This is a genomic window from Pseudomonas fluorescens (assembly GCF_018614775.1).
GTDB lineage: Bacteria > Pseudomonadota > Gammaproteobacteria > Pseudomonadales > Pseudomonadaceae > Aquipseudomonas > Aquipseudomonas fluorescens_BY.
Genome location: NZ_JAGGOF010000002.1, coordinates 32253 through 50483 on the forward strand (window position 1 = coordinate 32253; position 18231 = coordinate 50483).

The following is an 18231-nucleotide window of genomic DNA, read 5'->3' on the forward strand; positions in this document are numbered from 1 at the left end:
TGCACTCTGGAAACCGGCTGCTAGTGTGCAGAAATGCACCTCTTTTCAACGCCGCGAATTCACCGAGAAACCCATGGCCCGATACCTCAAGGAACTGCTCTTGCTGCTGTACCTGATCCGCGGCCATGAGTACTACCTGGACCGCTTGGGGGCGCTGGGTTTTGGCGTCGCCACGTTGCTGTTTGGCGCGATGTTCGTGGCGCTGGTGATTGCGCTGTGGCTGACCGCGTACATTCGCCAGTCACTCGTACGGCATCTGTTCGCACTGGCGATGTTTGCATCGGCGGTGTTCTTCGAGGTCTACACGCAGGTGACGGACAGTTACCTGACCTACAGCCAGTTCGTGTCGCTGGTGTATTCGGGCGGTTTCATCCAGGAGGCGGCCTATCAGTACCGCGAAGTGATCATCAGCGCCATGGCCGGTGGCTTGCTGCTGCTGTTGGGCATCGGGCTCAAGCCCCGCCGGCAGTTGGCGATACCCGGGTACCTGCCCATCGCCGCGCCGTTGCTTGGAGTGCTGTTGCTCAGTGGGGTGCTGTTCGTTCGGGCGGGAGAGGGCGCCCGCGGATTGCCAGTTATGTACACGCCGCTGGCTTACTTGAACCTGTTCCTCTACGAGGCCTTGCACAGCACTGTCGGCCCTCGCGAGCCGGTGCGGATCGGGCGGGCAACGGCGCCAATCAACCACGATATTGTGCTTATCATCGATGAAAGCATTGCCGGGAATTACCTGGATATCAACACGCCGTTTGGCGTGCCCAGCGGCTTGAAAACAGCGCCGGAGGGCGTGGAGATTTTCAATTACGGGTATGCGGCCTCCATCGCCAATTGCAGCGTCGACACCAACGTCACCTTGCGTTACGGCGGTACGCGCGCTGACTACATGCGCATCAACACCACGTTGCCGTCGATCTGGCAGTACGCCAAAAAGGCCGGTTTGCGCACCGTCTACATCGACGCCCAGCGCACCGGCGGCAACCTGCAGAACCTGATGACCGACCTCGAAAAACAGGACATCGACAGCTTCATCCAATTCGACCAGACCCGCGTGCGCGACCGCGACATGGCAGCGGCGGCAAAGTTGATCGAACTTCTGGGTGATGGCCAGGCCGAGCTGGTAGTGATCAACAAGGTGGGCGCGCATTTCCCGGTCCACGACAAATACCCCGACGACTTCATGAGCTACCGTCCGGCCTTGCCGCGAGGGCAGTTCCAGGAAGTGGCGGACACCGGCAAGCGGGATGGCTTCAACGGCCAGAAGGACGACTGGGTGCTGTACCGCAATGCCTACCAGAACACCTTGCTGTGGAATGTCGGTGAGTTCTTCAAGCGCATTTTCCAGCAGGCCGATTTGAGCAATGCGGTGGTGATCTACACCTCCGATCACGGCCAGGACCTGCATGAGCGCGGCAACCCCGGGCTCAACACCCACTGCGGTGGCGATCCGGTGGCGGAAGAGGGATTGGTGCCGTTGGTGGTGATTCAGGGCAAGCGACTGCACACCCTTGATTGGCGCGAGGCCCTGGTGCAGGACAAGGACCGCTCGAGCCACTACAACATCTTCCCGACCTTGCTGCAGTTGATGGGCTACGACCCGGTCGGGGTCGAGTCGACCTATGGGAAATCCCTGGGCCAGCCGACCGAGGATGACTTCACCTTCAACTACCGCTTCAATGCGCGGCTAGGGGCGAAGCCTGAGTGGCGGCACATTGACCTGAACTGCATCGTCACGCCCAAGCCGGCCCAGGCGGAAATGGCGGCGGGGCAGTAATCGCATGCCTCCCGACCACTGACCTCCTGTGGGAGCGGGCTTGCTCGCGAAAGCGGTGGGTCAGCTGGATGTGATGTCGCATGTGCCACCGTCTTCGCGAGCAAGCCCGCTCCCACAATGGTTCTGCGGTACATGCGGGCGATGTATTCACTACCATCCCTGTGGCGCGGGCTCTGTGGTGTTCTACCTCGTTGTCGCGATCGTCCCCGGGCGGATGGGGTCGTGCAGCAGTGAAAAGCCCCGGTCACGCAGCGTGCGGCCGATGAAGCGCGAACCCACATCGTTCAAGTGGGCGTCGTCGCGGTACAGCATCTGCCCGTCAATGATCGGGCTGCACAACCGCGCCGGGCAGATCACCTGATTGGGGTCGATGAAGTGCACCTGGGGCAGCCTGGCGCGTATCCCTGCCCAGTAAGGCGCCGCGATCTCCAGTGGGGTCGTACAGGCGCGGCCGGTGCCGAACATCAAGCGGCGCACGGGACAGGTCGCGGCCTTGTCGATGTGTTGGTTGTCGAGGATCACGATGACCTGGCCGGTACTGTCCGCTACCCGCTTGATGCTCGCTTCGATCATCTCCCCGGTCGCGGCATCCCTCGGCCAGGCCCCGGCCAGCACGACGTAGGGGTAGTGATTCTGCTCGATCAGCCCGAGCACACGTTTGTTGCGCTCCACACAATGGGCGACATACACCGTCATGACTCGAGTGGTGTAGCCGAAGATCGGCGGGCAGTCGTCCAGGGTGTAGTCCATCAGCCCGATGCCGTTGGGTTCGGCCAGGATATCGACCATGCCGGTGAAGTGATTGGCGAACGAGTCACCGACCATGATCCCGTCGAGCGGCCCCTTGCGCGCGCCGAGCCGGCAATGGGGGTTGGGCTCGGTGCCGTATTGCGCATTGGGCATGTGGCAGTCGCTGCGAAGCTTGTTCGGTTCGACCAGGGTCATGGCCTCAAGCGTCGCCACTTCAGCCGAAAAGCGCTGGGGGAAGCCGTGCCATTGCAGGCTCAGCGCCGCCAACACCGCGAGCCCGAGGGCCGGCGCGATGAAGCGCCGGGTGAACACGCGCGAAAATGGCAGGTGCGCGCCGGTGCGTCGAAACGGGGCTTCGACATAACGCCAGGACCACCAGGACAGCGCAATCGACATCGCCAGCAGCGAGACCTCCACCGGCAGCGTCATGGCGATGCCCAGGTAATTGAAGTAGGCAATCAAGGGCCAATGCCACAGATACAGTGAGTAGGAAATCAGGCCAATGAACACCATCGGCCGATTGTCCAGCAGGCGCGACTGAGCGCCCGCACTGCCGGCCAGTATCAACAGCACCGCGCCCAGGCACGGCATCAAGGCATTGAGGCCTGGGAAGGGTGCGTCCGGGCTCAGGGTGAACAGGGAAAAACCGATCAATCCCGCTCCCACCAGTGCGCAGGCCAGGGCAACTCGCCGGTTGAGCGCACGAGGCTGATGCAGATAAATGCCCAGCGCCCCACCCAGCATCAATTCGAAAAAGCGCGTGGGCAGCAGGTAATAGGACGCGGTGACGAAGACATTCGTCGCGTACTCCGAAACACCTATCGCCGCGACAATGCCGACCCCCAGCACGGCCAGCAGGTAACGGGGCGCGAAGCGAAAAAGCAGCAGGATCAGCAGTGGCCAGATCACATAGAACTGCTCTTCGATGCCCAGCGACCAGGTGTGCAGCAACGGCGCTTCGCGGGCGTCCGCGGCGAAATAGTTGCCGTACTTCATCCAGATGTAGACGTTCGAAACCCCCAGCAGGGAGAGCAGCGCACTGACGCTGAACCGCGTCAGGTCGGTCGGAGAGAGGATGAAGGCCCCGGCGATGACGCTCGCCAGCACCACCGTCGCCAACGCCGGAACGATGCGGTTGATGCGCCGTTGATAAAAGCGCTTCAGCGAAAAGGTGTGGTCCTTGATCTCGGAAAACACCTGGGACGTGATGAGAAAACCCGAGATGACGAAGAAAATATCCACGCCGACGAACCCGCCGGGGAGCAGGTTGGTATTGAGGTGGTGGATCAGCACGGCGATGACCGCAACGGCGCGAAGCCCGTCGATATCGCGGCGATAGTGGGTGTGAGCCATGTCGGCGATTTCCTTGAAAACAGTCATTCAAGTTCGTCATATTCATGACGGTCGCGCCGACGGCCTCTAAACGGCGTGCATGACTCATTGATTGATAGTTGAAAATGGGCGTTGGGCAAGAAAATGAATTCGATCTCTGATAAACGGTTGGTCGGTGATGTAGACCCCATGCAAGGGAGTCCGGCCTCTAACTCCGCTATCCTGAGCTTCACGTTTTCTCATCAGAGCTTTTCCATGCTGCAAGTCCGTGACGTTTTCAAAAGCTACACCACCCCCCAGGGCCCATTGCCGGTGCTCCAGGGCGTCGACCTGACGCTGATGCCGGGCAGCAGCCTGGCGCTGATGGGGGAGTCGGGCAGTGGCAAGAGCACGTTGCTGCACCTGGTGGCCGGGCTGGATAAAGTCGATGCCGGTAGCATCCGCAGCGGCGAGTATCGGCTCGACGGCATGAGCGAAAGCCAATTGGCCAACTGGCGGCGCACGGAAATCGGCCTGGTGTTCCAGCAGTTCAACCTCATCAGCAGCTTGTCAGTGGCGGACAACCTGGCGTTCCAGGCGCGGCTGTGCGGTCGCCATGACCCTGGCTGGCAGGCCCATCTGGTGCAACGGCTCGGGCTCAAGGATTTGCTGCGACGTTATCCCGAGCAACTGTCCGGCGGCCAGCAGCAACGTGTGGCGCTGGGCCGGGCGCTGGCCTCGCGGCCACCGCTGTTGCTGGCCGACGAACCCACCGGTAGCCTCGACGAGGCCACCAGCGACGAAGTGTTGCAGCTGCTGCTGGAACTGCTGGCCGACAGTCCCACCAGCCTGCTGATGGTCACTCACAGCGCTCGGGTGGCGGCGCGCCTGGCGCAGCGCGTGGTGTTGCAGAGCGGACGACTGGCGCAAGTGGGCCAGGGCTGATGATCTTTCGCCAGACCCTCAAGGCGCTGCTCAGCCATTGGCGCCACCACCCGGTGCAATTTTTCAGCGTGCTGACCGGGCTCTGGCTCGCCACCAGCCTGCTGACTGGCGTGCAAGCGTTGAACAGTCAGGCGCGGGACAGCTACGCCCGCGCCAGCCAGCTCATCGGCGGGCAGCCCCAGGCCAGCCTCAGCGCGCCCGGTGGCGGCACGTTCCCTCAACAATGGTTCGTCGATCTGCGCCGTCAGGGTTGGCCGGTGTCGCCGGTGTTGCAGGCCCGGGTGATGCTCAAGGGGTACGAAGACCAGCGCCTGCAACTGATGGGCATCGACCCGGTGTCGTTGCCGCCTGGTGCGGCGCTGGCGGGGCAGGCACGGGAGATGAGCGAGGTGGTGGCGTTTTTCACCGACCCCGGCCGCACCTGGATCGCCCCGCAAACCCTGCAAGCCCTGGGACTGGCTGAGGGCGATCGACCCCAGACAGTCGACGGGCAAGCCTTGCCGCCCTTGCACAGTCAACCGGACATGGCGCCAGGCATGCTGTTGATGGACATCGGGTTTGCCCAACGCATGCTCGGGCTGCCGGACCAGTTGTCGCGGTTACTGCTGCCCGCCACATTCAACGCTGGCCTGCCGGAGGCATTCGTCGGTCGCTTGCAACTCAAGCGCGCCGATGAAGAAAACAACCTGTCGCGCCTGACCGAAAGCTTTCACCTGAACCTCGATGCCCTCGGGTTTCTGTCGTTCGTGGTGGGGCTGTTCATCGTTCACGCGGCCATCGGCCTGGCCCTGGAGCAACGCCGCAGTTTGTTGCGCACGTTGCGCGCTTGCGGCATCAGTGCGCGGAGGCTGGTCGTCAGCCTGGCGATCGAATTGGGTGCGTTGGCTTTGTTGGGCGGCATTGCCGGGGTGCTGAGCGGTTATTGGCTGGCGAGCCTGCTATTGCCCGACGTCGCCGCGAGCTTGCGCGGCTTGTACGGTGCCGAAGTGGCCGGCCATCTGAACCTCAGCCCGTGGTGGTGGCTCAGCGGGGTCGGCCTGAGCCTGTTGGGCGCGCTGCTGGCCGGGGCTGACAGTTTGCTGCGGGCGGCGCGCCTGCCATTGCTGGCGTTGGCCAAGCCCCAGGCCTGGCATCAGGCCCATGCACGCCGGCTGCGACGCCAGGGGTGGGTGGCAGCGCTGGCGGCATTGATCGCTGGGTCGGCGTTGATCTGGGGTGACAGCCTCGCCAGCGGATTTGTGCTGATGACCGCCTTATTGCTGGGCGCGGCGCTGGCCTTGCCGGTGCTGCTCAACAGCGCGTTGAACCTGTTGTTGCGCGGCAGCCGCTCGGTACTCGGACAGTGGTTTCTCGCCGACTGCCGGCAGCAATTGCCGACGCTGAGCCTGGCACTGATGGCGCTGCTGCTGGCATTGGCGGCCAACATCGGCGCCGGCAGCATGACCTCAGGTTTCCGCCAGACCTTCAACCATTGGCTGGAACAACGGTTGACCTCCGAGCTGTACATCAGCCCGCAAACCCCGGCCCAAGCGGGCGAGCTGCAGCGCTGGCTCGAACACCAGCCGACAGTCACTGCGGTGCTGCCCAACTGGCAAGTGTCCGTCCCGCTGCAAGGTTGGCCGGTGGACATCTTCGGCATCATCGACCACCCCGCGTATCGTCAGCATTGGCCGCTGCTGGAGGCGTCCGGCGACCAGGCGTGGGAACAACTTGCCGGTGCCGACACGCTGATGCTCAGCGAACAGCTGGCCCGGCGGCTCAAGGTGAAGATAGGCGATCAATTGACCCTCCCGACCCCGCAAGGGCCATGGACGCCGCGCATCGTCGGGATCTATGCCGACTACGGCAATCCCAAGGGTCATGTGCTGATCAACGCCGATCACTTGTTGACGCATTGGCCGCACCTGACGCCGTATCGTTTCAACCTGCGGGTCGAGCCGTCCGCGATCCCGGGAGTGCTGACAGCGCTGCAAAGTCGATTCAACCTGGATGACAGCCACATCGTCGATCAGGCCCGGCTCAAGGGCTGGTCGACCCAGGTGTTCGAGCGCACCTTTGCCGCCACCGCAGCCCTTAACAGCCTGACCCAGGCAGTCGCCGGCGTGGCGTTGTTCATCAGCCTGCTGACCCAGAGCCAGAGTCGCCTGGGGCAATTGGCATCCTTGTGGGCGCTGGGCGTGACGCGTCGGCAGCTGATGCTGCTCAACCTCGGCCAGACCTGGCTATTGGCATTGTTGACCCTGGTGCTGGCCTTACCGCTGGGCATTGCCCTGGCCTGGTGCCTGGACGCCGTGATCAACGTGCAAGCCTTCGGATGGCGCTTGCCGTTGCAGGTGTTCCCGTTGCAGTTGGCGCAGTTGCTGGCCTTGGCGATGCTCGCCACGCTGTTGGCCTCGGCCTGGCCGCTGTACGCGCTGTACCGCACGCAGCCAGCGGATTTGCTGAGGCGTTTTTCCCAGGATGATTGCCCATGAAGACCCACGTTGGCCTGCTGTTGCTGGCGTTGCTCGGTGGCTGCGATAACCCGCCGCCGCCACAGAAGGGTTTTGCCGGGCTCGGCGATCAGGCGATTGCCTACACGCCGGTGGTGCCTGGGCGGCTGTTCGGTTTCCCGGCTGATCATGGCGTCCATGAGGGCTTTCGGATCGAGTGGTGGTACGTCACCGCCAATCTCAAGGATGCCCAGGGCCGCGATTTTGGCGTGCAATGGACGCTGTTTCGCAGCGCCTTGGACGCCGCGCCCCAGGCGGATGGCTGGCGTAACCAGACGATCTGGCTCGGTCACGCCGCCGTCACGTCCGCCACCGTGCATCATGCCGCCGAGCGTTACGCCCGAGGCGGGGTGGGGCAGGCCGGGGTGCAAACGGTGCCCTTCAGCGCCTGGATCGATGACTGGCAGTTCGGCACTCAGGCGTCAGGCGCCGATCCGTTGGCGGACATGCAATTGAAGGCCCGTGATCCACGCTTCAGCTATGACTTGCGGCTCACGTCGACCCGTCCATTGGTGTTGCAGGGGGATCACGGCTTCAGCCAGAAATCCGAGCAGGGCCAGGCGTCGTACTACTACAGCCAGCCGTTCTTCCAGGCCAGCGGCCAGCTGGAAATCGATGGCCAGCGCTACACGGTCAGCGGCCCGGCCTGGCTCGATCGCGAGTGGAGCAGCCAACCGCTGACGGCCAACCAGACCGGCTGGGACTGGTTCTCGCTGCACCTGGACAGCGGTGACCACTTGATGCTTTACCGCATGCGCCACAAGGACGGCGCGCCTTACCTCACCGGCACCTGGATCGATGCCCAAGGCCACTCACAAGCGCTGCAGGCCGGGGACATCAACCTGGCGCCGCTGGATACGGCCGAGGTCGCCGGGCGTGCGATGCCGGTGCGCTGGTCAATCAAAATCCCGGGCAAACAGCTGGACGTCACCACCCAGGCCTTGAACCCCAACGCCTGGATGAACCTGCGGATTCCTTATTGGGAAGGGCCGATGCAACTGAGCGGCAGCCACGGTGGCAGCGGTTATCTGGAGATGACCGGCTATTGATAATCGCCGGAACTCCCTGCGCTCGTGTGCCCTCATAGCTTATGAATGCCCCGCAGGAGCCTGCTATGAGCGATGACCTCAAACTTCCGGCGCTGACCGATTGGCAGCGACTGTTCGACGACAAGGCCTATTGGCAGCAATCCCCCGACGCGCATTTCACCGAGCTGATGCGGATGGCGGACGACCTGTTCGGCCAGGGCGCCATCGACCTGACGCAATGGCAGGATTTGAAAGCCAGGGCCGAGCAACTTCACCAGCGCTCCCCGGATGCCAACGTCGCGCAAGAAGTCGCCGACCCCGATGCCTGACCCACCCTTGAAAACAAGGAGTCCGCTATGAAACACAATCCCGAACCCTCACGGCACAATCCCGATGGCCCGGCGATGCCCGGCGAAGTGGAGCGCGATAACGACGCCCTGCGCCCCAATGACCCGGCCAAGCGTAAAGAGAAAGAGGGTGATGCCGGGGCGGGGGATACCGATGCACAGAAAACCGGGCGGCGGGGTTGATGCGCTCTTTGCACCCGCTCACTTGAATTCAGACTCGTTCAACGGGGCGGGTCGTGGATATTAGAAACTGCTGGTTAATAACTGTTTAACTTGACGGGTCTTGTGCCAGCACTTGATGTGATGGTCCTTGGACTGGGTGTTTAATTTTGTAGAAGTGCCTGTACAGCTATTTATCTGAAACAAGGTATGTCGTAAATCGTGGCGAGGGAGCTTGCTCACGCTTGGGCGCGTAGCGACGGTTTTCATAGTAACTGCTCCGCAGCCCAGCCGGAGCAAGCTCCCTCGTCACGGGGGCGCTCAATCGGCGAATGTAATAAACCAATGAGGTTTAAACATTACGACTAAAGATTAATAATTATTTAAACAGGTGGGCGGACAGCGTGTTGAAGTTCCACTATTATTGGGTCCGTTCGCCCAGTGTCAGGCTCTTTACCAGTGCATGGAATGCCGAGGCCATTGCACTGGGCGAACACCACTTCTGAATCAAACGTTATTGATTATCCAGATGCCAGTTGAGCCGTCGTAGGGACGATGGTCATCCGGCTGCTTGCGATTCAATCTTCCTTTAGTTTGCGCCAGTCGTCGGAACCGGTCGTGCCGCAGACTTCGTGTGTCCAGGTAATTTTGCGATATGAAAAGTGCACATCCTGCAGGTGCGTGAAGTGTCCGTTCGCCAGGTCTTGGCAGTTGTGCATGTAGTCCTTGATCTCGACGATGATCGCGCCCTCCAATTCAGTGGTGTAGTAAAGCTCCTCCTTGCCGTTTGCAGCCGTGCGATACCAATGAATGATGACCTCGGGCAGCCTTTCGCCTTTACACAATGCCGTATGCAGCAGCGGTGAGGACCTGTCGAAGACTTTGGTGATGACCAGTGGCTGATGCACACGTGTGCCGGTTGGTTGGCCGGATTGCGGATCACGAGGCCTGGTCACTCGATGCTCGAAGCGTTGCACCATGACTTGGTCTTCATGGTCGTCCTGATAGGTGTTGCCCACCGAGTCTTCTGTAAACGCATTTTCAGTGATTAGACCTTGTAGTGCGCCACGGATGGAGATGTACGCGGGGGTAGCCAATGGATGCTCTCCTTGCTGGATAACGGGATAGGCCTGGGAGGGAATCCTCCCGAGGCGGCCTGTTGGTTATCAAGAGCTGTGCCATTTTTTTAAAAAAACCTATAAATCAATAAGTTGAGCTGTATTTCGGCTGATTGCCCTTCTATTTGAACAGGAAACCGCGTCAAGGCTTGCCCGGATCAACGCAGTTTCCTGCCGATATACCCTTCAGTCCGTTCCTACACACCCAGCGCGGCCATGCATTCGTCAATCGAACGCTGCTGCGTCTCGGCATACAACCCCAATTCATCAATCGTCGCCCGCCCCAGCGCTGCTTCAAAAGCCTGGCGATTGGACTGCCCGGCATAGTGACTCTGGGCGGCATCGCCGAGGTTCGACTGGAAGATGCCGGCGGCGCTGACGGGCAGGAAATCCTCGTACACCAGGGGCTCGGCGCGCAGGTATTGCTGCTCCAGCAGGCGTTCCAGGGAGGCCGGTTGTTCGAGGGTGTCTTTGGCGGCGAGGCCTTCGGGTGTCACGAAATAGCGGAAGTAGGCCAACGCCTGCTGACGTAGCTCATCGTGGTTGTCCGGGAACGCCGAAAAGTATTCGCTCATCAACGCGTCGTAGCGCTGGGCGTTGGCCTCGTTGGGAAACTCGCCCAGCGCATCACGGGCGGCGTTGAGCAATTGGTCGTAGAGCGCCCGGCCCTTGGGTGTAAGGGCGGCCCCGCGTTGCTCGATTTCGCCGAAACGGGCGCTGTGGCTGCCTTGACCGTGGGGCTGGTCAGTGAAAGCGACGGGTTCGTCAAGGGCCTTGAAGCTGGTCTGGCGCAGCAGGATCGGGCATTGGCGACGAGGCGGGCCTTCGATCACTGCTTTGGGAGTGATGCCGTGGACGGGCATCTGCGCCTGGACGATGTCGATATCGAGGGTGCGCGGCGTCAAGTGGTTGATGTGTGGGCCCTTGAACGCCACCACGTCGGCGACCAGCCGGTGTTGGGCGCTCAGTTGCCGGTACTGTTCTGCGGTGACGGTGGCGCTGTGGTGCCAGCGAAAGGTTTCCAGGGCCTGCAGGACAAACTCGTCGGCTTGAGGCTCGCTCAAGCCGCCCTGGCGTTCGGCCCGCTCAATGAGTTCCAGGGCGCCGGGGGTGAAGATCTGCCGTCTGGCCAGTACCGACTCGGCGAAGCCCCGCAGTTCGGCGTTCTCGATCAGTTCCAGGCGCAGCAGCGAGGTGAACACCCGGAACGGGCTGACGTGCAGGGCGCTTTCATGCACCGCGCGAAACGCGGTCGAATGCACCGGCACCCCGGCAGGCGTGAGGTCGTAATAGCCCACCGGTTGCATGCCCATGACCGCGAACAGTCGCCCCAGGGTCGCCAGCTCTGCCGCGGTGCCGACGCGGATCGCGCCGTGGCGCTCCAGGTCCAGGCGTTGCAGTTCGCCAGTGCTGCGCAGGTGGGCGGCCAGTTGAGCGTCCTCTATCAGCACCTGGGCGTTGGTTTGCTCCACCAGCTTCATCAGGGCGCCATACAGCGGCACCTCGTCGCGGTACATGTCGGACATCGCTCGGGAGAAGCGTTGGCGGATCAGGTCGGGGCTGACGAAACTCATGGTGGCGTTCCTGGCATGGGAAGGGGTAAAGATAAGTTGCACGAAAGATCGCAGCCTTCGCCGACCCCGACAAACGAAGAATCTTCAGGACTTCATTCTGCCAGGGACTGACCCGCGTCGAGGTCCCAGGGCCTGTTCATTGCCCCAACCCCTTGAGAAACTCCCGATACAACGCCGCCGTTTTCCCCGGCTTCTCGACCATCGGCATGTGACCGACCCCGTCCCAGATTTCCACCCGCAAATCGGCGATGCCCTTGCTCCACACCGGCACGCTGCTGACATCGATCAGCCGGTCCTTGCGGCCCCAGAGCAGCAGCGACGGCGCGCGGATATCCGACAGGCGCGGTTCCATCGGCGGGCTGGCGCGAAAGTCGACGAAGATCTCCGCCAGCTCTTCCCGGCGCTGCTCGTAGCGTTGGGCCAGGGCCGCCAGGACCACGCTGGGCACCCATGGCGGCGAGGCCATGGTCATGGCGTAGAACGGCGCGAACTCATCCCGCGAGCGCATGAGGAACGGGTTATGCCCGGCAGCCAAGTGGCGTTCCATGTCGCTGGGCTCGGGGGCGGTGACCCCGGCCGGGTCGATCAGCGCCAGGGTCAGCACGCGCTCAGGGTAAGTGGCCGCCAGCCACGCCGCGAGGTAGCCACCCATGGAATTGCCGATCACGTGGACCTTGTCCAGGCCGCAGGCGTCGAGCAGCTCAATTGCACGCCGGGCCTGGCTCGGAATGTCGTAGCCGCCGCCAGCCTTGAAGCCGGTTTCGCCATGGCCGGCCAGGTCGGGGACCACCACCCGGTAGTCGCTGACGAAATGCCGGGCAAAGCGCAGCCAGAGGTTCTTGTCGGCGCTGTAGCCATGCAGCATCAGGATGCTGCCGGACGCTTCATAAGGCCCACCCTGCCAGGTCGATACGGTCATCTCGCTGATGGGCACGGTGATTTTGTGCAACCGGTAAAGCCGCGCTTCCAGGGCCGTGCTCATGTCGTACAGCACATGGCCGATGCCCGGATACGTCAACCAGCTCCAGGCGATAAACACGGCAAGGACTACCCACAACACCAGCATGTTCTGCCCTCCATGGGTTACGACAGGATGTGATCCGCCAACCTGAGCCGGCGGGTCAACCAGTGTTAAGTGAAGCTGAAACCCGGGAACATCGCGATCACACGGCCGCTTTTGCTTTGATACCGGCTGTGACAGCCGCCGGATTTCCACACCGTGCGCTGCATTTCCCGATGGATCATCGCCGTGTAGCGCTGTTCCGCCACCGGTTGGGATTTGCCGAACGCCTTGTCATGTATAGCCAATAATCCGCGCAAAGCCGGGCAATTCAACACGAATGAATACCCCTGCAATCGGTAGTGGCTATTTGATGGTGCCCTGATAGACTCCAGTCAATCCCTCCCGACAACCCGGGACACCCGCGGTGCAGAGGCCTCTATGCAAAGAACGGGAAAAAAGGGACTGTCGCTCGCCAGGAGGCTTTATGTATCGCGCCTGCTGGGCCTGACGTTGGGGTTGGTGCTGGTGAGTGTCGCGGTCTATCCCCTCGACCCGCCAAGCTGGGTCTGGGGCCTCATGTTGTTCAACGGCCTGTTCTGGCCGCACCTGTCCTACTGCTGGGCACGCTGCTCAGCGGTGCCGTACCACGCCGAACACCGCAATCTGCTGATCGACGCGTTTAGCGGTGGCTTCTGGGTGGTGGCGATGCAGTTCAACCCGCTGCCCACGGCGGTCACCCTGGCAATGATGGCGATGAACAATGTCGCCATTGGCGGCATGCGTTTCCTGCTGCTCGGGGCCGTGGCCCAAGTCGCGGGCATTTTCGTCGGCGCGGCGATCTTCCCTTTGGGCAGCGCGCCCATGACCAGCCCGGCGCAGCTCTACGCCTGTTTGCCCTTGCTGTGCCTGTATCCGCTGGCGTTGGGTTGGATCTGCTTTCGCCAGGCCCATACCCTCGGTCGGCAGAAGCGCGAGTTGCTGGCCCTCAGCCGCACCGACAGCCTGACCGGGCTACTCAACCACGGCGCCTGGAAAGACCGTCTCAGCGAGGAGTTCCAGCGCTGCTCGCGTCAGCCGAAAAGCGGGGCAGGGCGCGGCGCGATTGCACTGATCGACATCGACCACTTCAAAACCATCAATGACACCTACGGCCATGGCGCCGGCGACAGGGTATTGCGCGAACTCGGCAGGATGCTCAGCCAGCACCTGCGCACCGCCGACATTGCCGGGCGTTATGGCGGGGATGAGTTCTGCGTGATCCTGCCGGACCTGACGCGGCACGGCGCGGTGCAAGCCATGGACAATTTGCGCGAACGTTTCACGGCCCTGACCTACAAGCAGGATCCGGCGCTCAAAGTGAGCCTGAGCATCGGCCTGGCGGTGTTCAACCCGGCGTATGGCGACGCCACCCTCTGGCTTCTCGACGCCGACGAGGCGCTGTATGAGGCCAAGACCACCGGGCGCAACCGGGTCGTGTGCCACCGCCATCGACCGCTGCTGGAGGCGTCGGCGATTCCTCTCTGAGGCGGCGATCAGCCCGAGCGGTCTGGAGCCCTGGTTCGTTGTCGGGCAGGTGTGGGGCTTGCTCGCGAATGCTGACGGTCAGTTGAGCAAGGGTGACTGACACTCCGCCTTCGCGAGCAAGCCCGCTCCCACAAGGGTTATGTGTTGCTCGGGCTAGCGTGGGTCGACGTTATCCAGTGCCCGGTTTACCAGCAGGCCGCTCAGTTCGATCAGTTGTTGGATACCCATTGCCACATGCCGCCTGGAGCCGTCCAGGTCGAACGCCAGGTCACTGACCATCGCATTGGCCGAGGCCAGGGTTTCGCTGAGGTTGGCGAGCAGGCATTCGGTGTCGATGCCGTTGACGACGGTGAAGAGTTGGCCTGGATCGGCTGCGGGTTCGGCCGGCTTGAGGTAGAAGTCGAGGGCGCGGTCGGCGGCTTTGTCGAAGGCGCTTGAGTTTGGATCGGTTTCTGGAGGGTTGGGGGTCACTTTGAACATGGATGAAACTCCTTGGTTAATGGAGCCACAACCTATTGCTACCAAACATTAGGTGGCGGCTATACGCAGGTTGGTAGACCGGGAACCAAGGAAACCCCAGCGCGCCACAAGGGCGCCCTGCGCACAGCCGCCATAACAAATCTGCTGACGACAATCGTCAACGGAATGTATTTGCCGAAGCTGTGAACCTTAGTTTTACCCGGGCTACCAAACCCGATCACTGATTTTGTCAGCGACCGGAAAACGATAAAGCCCGGTCCCAAGGTGCACAAGTCGGCGGATTCTGGCGTAGTTGTAGGTAATGGCGCAAGGTGAGGTGGTTTGGTCCTACCTTGCAGCCAGCCCGGTAAACATCAGGCTCCCTCGCCACGGGCCATCGTGGCATCCAGCGACCTTCAGTAAACCCAAACCTCCACTCGCCGATTCCTGATCCGGCCTTCATCCTCGCTGTTCGCCGCCACCGGCATCAGGGCGCCAAACCCGCGCACTTCCCGTAGTGTCACGCCGTTCTTGACCAGCTCGCGGCGCACCGCCATGGCGCGCAATTTGGACAGCAGGTCGGCCCGCGCCGGGTCGTCCTTGGCATCGCCGAAACCCACCAGCGTCACGCGCCGGTCAAGCTTGCCTTGCTGCTTTATATAGTCGAGCACCCGGCCCAGGTCCTGATGGGCCTTGTTGTCGAGGCTGGCGCTGCCTTCTTCGAAGCGGAAATTCACCGACAAGCGTTGCGCATGGCGGCTCAGGGCTTGGTAGCCTTCCGGCATCAGCGCGTTCGGTGTCACCGACATGGCCCGCACGGTCTGGGCGATGAACCCGTTGGCCGCGACGATGGCCTGGCCCTTGTCGCTCTGGGTAAAGTCGAGCAGCGCCTCTGCCCAAGGGTTTTTGCCCCACGGTGGCAGGTAGAAGAACAGCCGGCGCGACAGGGGGTAATCTTCGGTGGCGATCAGGTTGTTCAGCGGCAACATGGGTTGGGAATCGCCGTCGACAATCGCCAGCGCCTTGGCCTGGCGCACGTAGGGCAAACCGATGAAACCGATGCCTTGCGGGTCCTGGCTGACGGCGTCGGACAACTGCTCGCTGGATTCGAAGCGCCGCGCGGCAGGATCCAGCCGTTTACCCTGTCGGTTGAGCACCAGTTCCTTGAAGGTATCGTAGGTGCCGGATTGCTCATCCCGGGCATACAGGTGAATCGGCCCGCCAACGCTGCCCACCGCTTCCCAGGTTTTGGCCTCGCCGCTGAAAATCCTTGCCAGTTGTGCGGTATCGAGCTGACGCAGCGGGTTCTGCGGATGAAGAATAATCGCCAGGCCATCGATGGCGATGACCTGCTCGGCAGCGGGACTTTTCAGATCGCCAAGGGCGGACAGCTCTTGCAGTTCGCTGTCCTTGATCGGCCGGGAAGACGCTGCCAGGTCGGCGCTGGCCTGCTTGAGGGCGGCGAAGCCGGTGCTGGAACCGTGGGCGGCGATGTCGACTTCCACCCGCTGGCCATCGGCGGTCTGGCCGACGATCCGCTGCTCGTTGTCCCGGCCGGTGATTTCGCTGCTGACCTTGAGCAGGCCCTGGTCTTCCATCAAGCCCTTGACCAGCGCCGGCCCCAACGCCGCACCAATGGTGTTCGAACCCTGGAGGCGCAGGGCCGGGCCGCGCTCGGGCAGCGGCAGGCCGCCCGCCCACGTCGCGAACGGCCACCAGACCCCGATCAAAAAAACCACCCACAGCCGCATGCCGGCACCTTCAGAACCCTAGGAAGTGGCGGAAGATTAAGTCAGTCAGGTGACTGGGAGATGACAGCGGTGCGACTGGTCTGGGGATATCACCAAAAGGCCCCCACTGGATCGGCAGTGGCCAGGGGATTTGTGTTCGACACAAACCCCTGTGGGAGCGAGCCTGCTCGCGATAGCGGTGGTTCAGCTTGAGCAGGTGTTGAATGTGCCGCCGCCATCGCGAGCAGGCTCGCTCCCACATGTGGACCTTCAGTGGTCAGCAAGTCTGTGTTTTACACAGCGCTGCTGTACTGGAGTCAACCCAACTGCAACCAGATCGGCGCATGGTCCGAAGGTTTTTCCATCCCCCGCAGTTCATAGTCCACACCGGCGTCCTTGACCCGTGGCAGCAGGCCATGGGACGTGAGGATCAGGTCGATACGCAGGCCGCGCTTGGGTTCGTCTTCAAAGCCGCGGCTGCGGTAGTCGAACCAGCTGAAGCGGTCGGTGACGTCCGGGTTGAGGTGGCGGAAACTGTCCACCAGGCCCCAGTTTTTCAGGCGGGCCATCCACTCGCGTTCTTCCGGCAGGAAGCTGCATTTACCGGTTTTGAGCCAGCGTTTCATGTTGTCCGGGCCGATGCCGATGTCGCAATCTTCCGGGGAGATGTTCACGTCACCCATCACCACCACCGGTTGGTCGTTGCTGAAGCGGCTTTCCAGCAGTTGTTGCAGGTCGCTGTAGAAACGTTCCTTGGCAGGGAACTTGGTCGGGTGGTCGCGGCTTTCACCTTGTGGGAAATAGCCGTTCATGATCGTCACCGGTACGCCGTTGGCATCGGCGAAAGTGCCCCAGATGAAGCGCCGCTGGGCGTCCTCGTCGTCACCTTCGAAGCCTTTGTGCAGGCTGAGGGGCGGCTGGCGGGAGAGCAGGGCGACGCCGTAGTGGCCTTTTTGCCCGTGGTAATGCACGTGGTAACCCAGGGCCTGTACTTCGGCGAACGGGAACTGTTCGTCGTGGACCTTGGTTTCCTGCAGCCCGATCACGTCCGGCTGGTGCTTGTCGATCAGCGCCGCCAGCTGATGGGGACGGGCGCGCAGCCCGTTGATGTTGAAGGAGACGATCTTCATGGTCGGCTGTCCTGGCAAAACTGCGATGCTAGCTGACAATGTAGGAAGGGGGCCAGCGTGGCAGTAGGACAAATGCGCTGCTAATGTCCTTTGCACGTAGGAACGATCACAACCCTGTCGGGTTCGTAGTCAATAAGAGCAGGGCCTCACCGAGCCCGCCCAGGAGATCTGCCACCATGCCCGAAACCGCCACCGCCATCGCCGACATCCATATGCTCGACAGCGGTTATTCCCGCGAAGCCCGTTCGTTGCTGTACCAGGCCTATCGCCATGAGCCGACCTTCAGTTTCCTGTTCGAGTCCGAGCGTCCCGGCTATGAGCAACGGGTGCGCGCCACGGTGCGCGAGTTGGTCAAGCAGCATTTTCTCCAGGACTTGCCGGCCATCGGCCTGTTGGTCAACGACCGGTTGATCGGCATTGCCCTGATCGCGCCGCCCCAGCGTCGGCTGGGTATTACCGAAAGCTGGGCCTGGCGCTTGCGCATGGTATTGAGCACCGGGTTTCGCTGCACCCGGCGTTACCTGGATTACCACGCGGCGGTGACATCCTGCCTGCCGTCGGATGCGGTCCATGTGTTGCCCTTGCTGGGGATTCACCCGCAGTTCCAGGGCCAGCACTTTGGCGAACAGTTGCTGACGGCCGTGCACAACTGGTGCGCGGTGGATGAACATTCCCAAGGCGTGGTGCTGGACACCGGCAACCCGCGTTACCTTGAGTTCTATAAACGCCAGGGCTATGAGGAAATCGGCGAGATTGCCGTGGGACCGATCCGCGAGCATGTATTTTTCCACGCCAACCCGCAGGTCCTGCACAGCGCGACGGTATAACCGGACGAACTTTTGGGAAATGTCCGGCTCTATCAGGCTCCCAAGCTCGTGTTAGCATCCGCG

The 18231-nt window shown here is 62.1% G+C and carries 15 protein-coding genes; 8 read left to right on the forward strand and 7 right to left on the reverse strand.

Annotated features, from left to right (window positions below):
* The first annotated feature begins 73 nt into the window (after positions 1-73).
* A complete protein-coding gene (locus J7E36_RS00635; RefSeq protein WP_214998876.1) occupies positions 74-1771 on the forward strand; it encodes a sulfatase-like hydrolase/transferase in 1698 nt (565 codons plus the stop codon).
* Positions 1772-1954: 183 nt separating this feature from the next.
* Here the strand turns inward: J7E36_RS00635 and J7E36_RS00640 are convergent, their stop codons facing one another.
* Entirely contained in the window at positions 1955-3901 is a 1947-nt protein-coding gene (locus J7E36_RS00640) for an acyltransferase family protein (protein ID WP_231286348.1), read from the reverse strand.
* A gap of 207 nt (positions 3902-4108) precedes the next feature.
* Between J7E36_RS00640 and J7E36_RS00645 the strand changes: the two genes are divergently transcribed.
* The 5 genes from J7E36_RS00645 to J7E36_RS00665 all read left to right on the forward strand — a co-directional run bounded on the left by J7E36_RS00645 (position 4109) and on the right by J7E36_RS00665 (position 8827).
* Positions 4109-4777, forward strand: coding sequence for an ABC transporter ATP-binding protein (locus tag J7E36_RS00645; RefSeq protein WP_214998878.1), 669 nt, complete (start codon positions 4109-4111; stop codon positions 4775-4777).
* Positions 4774-7251, forward strand: coding sequence for an ABC transporter permease (locus J7E36_RS00650; protein WP_214999048.1), 2478 nt, complete (start codon positions 4774-4776; stop codon positions 7249-7251). The genes J7E36_RS00645 and J7E36_RS00650 overlap by 4 nt, the downstream gene beginning before the upstream one ends.
* Positions 7248-8318, forward strand: a complete 1071-nt coding sequence (locus J7E36_RS00655; RefSeq protein ID WP_214998880.1) for a lipocalin-like domain-containing protein — start codon at positions 7248-7250, stop codon at positions 8316-8318. Before J7E36_RS00650 ends, J7E36_RS00655 begins: the two co-directional genes overlap by 4 nt.
* Before the next feature lie 65 nt (positions 8319-8383).
* Positions 8384-8626, forward strand: coding sequence for a hypothetical protein (locus J7E36_RS00660; protein ID WP_214998882.1), 243 nt, complete (start codon positions 8384-8386; stop codon positions 8624-8626).
* 27 nt (positions 8627-8653) lie between these two features.
* A complete protein-coding gene (locus J7E36_RS00665) occupies positions 8654-8827 on the forward strand; it encodes a hypothetical protein (protein ID WP_214998884.1) in 174 nt (57 codons plus the stop codon).
* A gap of 554 nt (positions 8828-9381) precedes the next feature.
* On the opposite strand, the gene J7E36_RS00670 is transcribed toward J7E36_RS00665, so the two are convergent.
* The 3 genes from J7E36_RS00670 to J7E36_RS00680 form a co-directional block, all read right to left on the reverse strand.
* Entirely contained in the window at positions 9382-9900 is a 519-nt protein-coding gene (locus J7E36_RS00670; RefSeq protein ID WP_214998886.1) for an Hcp family type VI secretion system effector, read from the reverse strand.
* A 218-nt stretch (positions 9901-10118) separates the two neighbouring features.
* A complete protein-coding gene (gene hglS, locus J7E36_RS00675; RefSeq protein ID WP_214998887.1) occupies positions 10119-11495 on the reverse strand; it encodes a 2-oxoadipate dioxygenase/decarboxylase HglS in 1377 nt (458 codons plus the stop codon).
* 136 nt (positions 11496-11631) lie between these two features.
* The gene (locus J7E36_RS00680) at positions 11632-12561 is read right to left on the reverse strand and encodes an alpha/beta fold hydrolase (protein ID WP_214998888.1); all 930 of its coding nucleotides are present in this window, start codon (positions 12559-12561) and stop codon (positions 11632-11634) included.
* Positions 12562-12936: 375 nt separating this feature from the next.
* On the opposite strand from J7E36_RS00680, the gene J7E36_RS00685 reads away from it, so the two are divergent.
* Positions 12937-14022, forward strand: a complete 1086-nt coding sequence (locus tag J7E36_RS00685) for a diguanylate cyclase (RefSeq protein ID WP_214998889.1) — start codon at positions 12937-12939, stop codon at positions 14020-14022.
* Between the two features lie 153 nt (positions 14023-14175).
* On the opposite strand, the gene J7E36_RS00690 is transcribed toward J7E36_RS00685, so the two are convergent.
* From J7E36_RS00690 to xthA, 3 genes are all read right to left on the reverse strand, one after another.
* Positions 14176-14502, reverse strand: a complete 327-nt coding sequence (locus tag J7E36_RS00690) for a DUF6124 family protein (protein ID WP_214998890.1) — start codon at positions 14500-14502, stop codon at positions 14176-14178.
* Positions 14503-14897: 395 nt separating this feature from the next.
* Positions 14898-16232, reverse strand: coding sequence for a substrate-binding domain-containing protein (locus tag J7E36_RS00695; RefSeq protein WP_214998892.1), 1335 nt, complete (start codon positions 16230-16232; stop codon positions 14898-14900).
* Between the two features lie 296 nt (positions 16233-16528).
* Entirely contained in the window at positions 16529-17341 is an 813-nt protein-coding gene (gene xthA / locus J7E36_RS00700) for an exodeoxyribonuclease III (protein WP_214998894.1), read from the reverse strand.
* A 176-nt stretch (positions 17342-17517) separates the two neighbouring features.
* Here xthA and J7E36_RS00705 point away from each other — a divergent pair, with 176 nt between their 5' ends.
* On the forward strand, positions 17518-18168 hold the full coding sequence (locus tag J7E36_RS00705; RefSeq protein WP_214998896.1) for a GNAT family N-acetyltransferase: 651 nt from the start codon (positions 17518-17520) through the stop codon (positions 18166-18168).
* Positions 18169-18231 lie beyond the last annotated feature (63 nt).

Excerpts from the sequence above, each read along its gene's own strand:
- J7E36_RS00660 (WP_214998882.1), top strand. The coding sequence starts at position 8,384 with ATGAGCGATGACCTCAAACTTCCGGCGCTGACCGATTGGCAGCGACTG.
- J7E36_RS00695 (WP_214998892.1), bottom strand. The coding sequence starts at position 16,232 with ATGCGGCTGTGGGTGGTTTTTTTGATCGGGGTCTGGTGGCCGTTCGCG.
- xthA (WP_214998894.1), bottom strand. The coding sequence starts at position 17,341 with ATGAAGATCGTCTCCTTCAACATCAACGGGCTGCGCGCCCGTCCCCAT.
- J7E36_RS00665 (WP_214998884.1), top strand. The coding sequence starts at position 8,654 with ATGAAACACAATCCCGAACCCTCACGGCACAATCCCGATGGCCCGGCG.
- J7E36_RS00635 (WP_214998876.1), top strand. The coding sequence starts at position 74 with ATGGCCCGATACCTCAAGGAACTGCTCTTGCTGCTGTACCTGATCCGC.
- J7E36_RS00690 (WP_214998890.1), bottom strand. The coding sequence starts at position 14,502 with ATGTTCAAAGTGACCCCCAACCCTCCAGAAACCGATCCAAACTCAAGC.
- hglS (WP_214998887.1), bottom strand. The coding sequence starts at position 11,495 with ATGAGTTTCGTCAGCCCCGACCTGATCCGCCAACGCTTCTCCCGAGCG.
- J7E36_RS00705 (WP_214998896.1), top strand. The coding sequence starts at position 17,518 with ATGCCCGAAACCGCCACCGCCATCGCCGACATCCATATGCTCGACAGC.
- J7E36_RS00645 (WP_214998878.1), top strand. The coding sequence starts at position 4,109 with ATGCTGCAAGTCCGTGACGTTTTCAAAAGCTACACCACCCCCCAGGGC.
- J7E36_RS00655 (WP_214998880.1), top strand. The coding sequence starts at position 7,248 with ATGAAGACCCACGTTGGCCTGCTGTTGCTGGCGTTGCTCGGTGGCTGC.
- J7E36_RS00640 (WP_231286348.1), bottom strand. The coding sequence starts at position 3,901 with ATGACTGTTTTCAAGGAAATCGCCGACATGGCTCACACCCACTATCGC.
- J7E36_RS00680 (WP_214998888.1), bottom strand. The coding sequence starts at position 12,561 with ATGCTGGTGTTGTGGGTAGTCCTTGCCGTGTTTATCGCCTGGAGCTGG.
- J7E36_RS00685 (WP_214998889.1), top strand. The coding sequence starts at position 12,937 with ATGCAAAGAACGGGAAAAAAGGGACTGTCGCTCGCCAGGAGGCTTTAT.